Origin of the sequence: Streptomyces sp. SA15 (genome assembly GCF_002291145.1) — a bacterium.
GTDB lineage: Bacteria > Actinomycetota > Actinomycetes > Streptomycetales > Streptomycetaceae > Streptomyces.
On record NZ_NTGE01000060.1, the window covers coordinates 1 to 4,391 of the forward strand.

General features: G+C 70.4%; 1 protein-coding gene. It reads right to left on the bottom strand.

Features of this window, described 5'->3' with window-relative positions; all coding sequences use genetic code 11:
• The coding region (locus tag CLM62_RS10970) for an SDR family NAD(P)-dependent oxidoreductase (RefSeq protein ID WP_143659016.1) at nt 1-4,391 on the bottom strand (4,391 nt) is incomplete at both ends.

The window sequence follows — 4,391 nt, forward strand, 5'->3', positions numbered from 1 at the left end:
ACCGCTGCGCACCGCCTGAGCGGCCTGGTGCAACGCCACCAACGACGACGAACACGCCGTGTCCACCGTCACCGCAGGCCCCTCCAAGCCAAGGAAGTACGCCAACCGACCCGACGTAACGCTCCCGCTGGTACCGGTCAGCAGCAGCCCGTCGGCATCCGCCGAACCCTCGTGCATCGGTGGCCCGTAGTCCTGGAACATCACGCCGATGAACACGCCCGTGCTGCTGCCGCGCAGCGAGCCGGGATCGATCCCGGCATCCTCCAGCGTCTCCCACGCGGTCTCCAGCAACAGCCGCTGCTGCGGATGCATCGCCAGCGCCTCGCGCGGCGAGACCCCGAAGAACCCGGCGTCGAACTCCCCTGCGTCGTCAAGGAAGTAGCCCTTGTCGACGTAGCTCTTGCCGGTCCGTCCCGGGTCCGGGTCGAAGAGATTCTCCAAGTCCCAGCCACGGTCCTGCGGCAGCCCGCCGATGACATCCCTGCCCGACCGCACGAGGTCCCACAGGCCCTCCGGCGAACGAACACCACCGGGATATCGGCAACCCATGCCGATGACGGCGATCGGATCGTCGTCCGCCGCCGAGGCGGGCGCTGCGGCGGCCCGGCTGACGGCCAGGGTGCTCGCACCCAGCAGCTCGTCGCGCAGGAACGCGGCGAGGGTGGTCGGGGTGGGGTGGTCGAACACCACAGTGGCCGGCAACCGCAGTCCGGTGACCTCGCTGAGCCGCTTGCGCAGCTCCAGTGCGGAGAGCGAGTCGAGGCCGAGTTCCCGGAACGCGACGGTCGGCGACACGGAGCCGGCGCCTGCATGGCCGAGCACAGTGGCGGCGTGCGACCGCACCAGGTCGAGCAGTTCGCGGTCGACGTCCTCGGCCGGGAGGCCGGCCAGCCGGTCGGCGAGCGTGGAAGCCGTCGCCGTGATCGCGGTCGCCGTCCGCCGCGTCCGGACCAGCCCGCGCAGCACCTCCGGCAGGGTCGCCTGCGCGGCCTGGGCGCGCAGGCGGTCCAGGTCGAGCGCGGCCAGGACCGTGGTGGCGTGACCGGCGGCGAACGCAGCATCGAACAGCGCGACCCCTTCGTCCGAGGGCAGCGGTTTCAGACCGGTGCGTGCCATTCGGGCGATGTCCGCGGCGGCCAGGGCACCGGTCATCTCGCTGCGCTCGCTCCAGAATCCCCACGCGAGGGAGGTCGCGGGGAGTCCGGCGCCGTGGCGGTGTTGGGCGAGCGCGTCGAGGAACACGTTCGCGGCGGCGTAGTTCCCTTGGCCCGCGTTGCCGATCGTGCCCATGATCGAGGAGAACAGCACGAACGCGGACAGCCCGAGATCCCGCGTCAGTTCGTGCAGGTTCCACGCCGCGTCCACCTTCGGCGTCAGTACGGCGTCGAGCTTCTCCGGCGTCATCCCGGAGATCAACCCGTCGTCCAGGGTTCCCGAGGCATGGACCACGCCGGTGAGTGGCCGGCTCGCCGGGATCTCCCTGAGCAGCGCGGACAGCGCGGCCCGGTCGGCCGCGTCGCACGCGGCGACCGTCACGTCGGCGCCCAGCCCGGACAGCTCGGCGACCAGGTTCGCGGCTCCAGGGGTGCCCGGCCCTCGCCGCGAGACCAGCAACAGGTTCCGTACCCCGTGCTGCGTGACCAGGTGCCGGGCGAACAGCCCGCCAAGTGTTCCGGTACCGCCGGTGATCATCACCGTGCCGGTGGGGTCCCACCGGGACGACGGCTCCGGCCGGTACAGCGACTCCGGCCGGTACGGCAAGTTCGACCCGGACGGCGACTCCGGCCGGTACGGCGACTCCGGCCGGTCCTTGGAACCCGCCCGGGCCAGTCTCGGTACCAGGACCTGGCCGGCACGCAGCGCGAACTGGGTGGCGTCACCGGCCAACGCGGACGGCAGCGCGGCGAGCGAACGGTCGTCGTCGTCCACATCGACCAGGACCAGCCGCCCCGGACTCTCGTTCTGCGCGGAGCGGAGCAACCCCCACAGGGGTGCGCTGGAAAGGTCCGGCACGGGCTCGCCGGCCCCGGTCATCACCGCACGCCGGGTCACCACGACCAGCCGGGCATCGGCGAACCGGTCGTCGGACGCCCATGCCTGGACCAGTTCGAGCGCCCCGTACAGGATCGCGCGGGCGGCTCCCGCGACGTCCGGCCGATCGTCACCTTCGATGCACACGACCACGTCGTACAAGTCGCCGGGCAGAGCGGACAGTTCGTCGAACTCACGCCAGTCGATGTCGGCTCCGGCCGCCGAGCGCAGGCCGAACCGGTCAGGGCCGAGCTGCACGAGCTTGCTGGGCGGCACTGTGTCCGCCGACGGCACGGGTATCCATTCCAGGCGCAGCAGGGAGTCCCGGTTCACGGCCGAGGAGCCGAGGTCGCCGAGGTCGGCCGGAAGCATGGCCAGCGACGACACCTCGGCCACCGGCAGACCGGCGCCGTCCGCCGCACGCAGCAGTAGCGCGTTGTCCCCCACCGTCGTCACCGACACCCGCAGCGCGGAGGCGCCGCCCGCGTGCAGCGTCACGCCTTCCCAGGCGTAGGGCAGCCGGATCCGGCCGTCGTCCGGCAGGACGTGACCCACCAGCGCGGCGTGGAGTGTGGCGTCGAGCAGGGCGGGGTGGATGTTGTAGGGGTCGGGGTCGGAATCGGGATCGGTGGGGAGGGTGACTTCGGCGTAGATGTGGTTGTTGTGGCGCCACGCCCGCTGGAGCCCTTGGAAGGACGGCCCGTACTCGTATCCGCCTGCGGCCAGGGTGTCGTAGGAGATGTCGAGGGGTTGCGCGCCGGACGGGGGCCAGGCGGTGAGGTCCCAGTCCGGGGACGGTGTGTCGGTGTCGAGGACGCCGGTGGCATGGCAGGTCCAGGTCGTACTGGTGTCCGTGTCGGGGCGGGCGTCGATCCGTATCGGACGTACGCCGTCGGCGGTGGTGGCCTCGCCGACCTCCACTCGGAGGCGCACCGCGCCGTGTTCGGGCAGGAGCAGCGGGGTCTGTACGGTCAGCTCGCGGATGCTGCCGCATCCGACCCGGTCGGCCGCGTGCACCGCCAGTTCCACGAACGCCGCACCGGGCAGTACGACGGTGCCGGCCACCGCGTGATCGGCCAGCCACGCATGCGTGGACAGAGAGATCCGGCCGGTGAAGACCACACTCGCCGCACCCTCGATGACAGCGCCCAGAAGCGGATGACCGGCCGCCGTCAGCCCGACAGCACCGATGTCGCGAGGGCCGGTGTCAGGAGCGAGCCAGTAACGATCCCGCTGGAAGGGATAGGCGGGCAGCGTGACATGGCGGCCAGCACTCTGATCTGCCGGATTCCAGCGGGAGATGGCGCCGGCGGTGAAGGCATCGCCGACCGAGCGCAGGAAGTCGACCAAGTCGCCGTTGTCCCGGCGCAACGTCCCGATGCTGCGGGCGGGGCTGCCCGAGCTGTCGATGGTCTCCTGCACACCCGGAACCAGTACCGGGTGCGCGCTGGACTCGACGAAGGTGTCGTAGCCGTCCGACAGCAACACCCGGGTCGTCGACTCGAACTCGACGGTTTCACGCAGATTGCGGAACCAATAGCCCGCATCAAGTTCGGTGGTGTCGACCTGCTGCGCGGAGACCGTCGAGTAGAACCGGATATTGCTGGCCCGAGGACGGATCGGCGCCAGCAACTCCAGCACCTGGTCACGGATCGCATCGACATGCCAGGAATGCGACGCGTAGTCAACGGGGATCCGCCACGTCCGCACGCCATCAGCCTCGAAGGCTTCCTGCAGCCGGTCCAGGGCTGACGCGCTGCCGGAAACCACCGTGGAACCCGGACCGTTGATCGCCGCGATGCCGATATCACCGCCCCACTCCCCCAAACGCGACCGCACGTGCTCGACCGGCAGCGCGACGGACACCATGCCGCCCTGCCCGGCCAGCGCACGAATCGCCTGACTGCGCAACGCCACCACACGCGCCGCATCCTCCAGCGACAACGCACCGGCCACACACGCCGCCGCGATCTCCCCCTGCGAATGCCCCAACACCGCATCCGGCCGCAACCCATACGCCTCCCACAAAGCGGCCAGCGACACCATCACCGCGAACAACGCCGGCTGCACCACATCCACCCGCGCCAACAGCGCTGCACCCTCATCGGTGAGCAACACCTCCAGCAAGTCCCACTCGACAAAGGCAGACAAGGCGTACGCGCATTCGTCGAGGCGCTCCCGGAAGACCGGCGCAGTCACATACAGCTCACGAGCCATCGCATCCCACTGCGAACCCTGGCCCGGAAACACCAACACCGTCTTCCCGGCCCCAGCCGTCCCCGTCACCACGTCCTCAGCGGGAACACCATCCGCCAGAGCCCTCAACCCGGCCAGCAACTGCTCGCGGTCGGTACCGACCA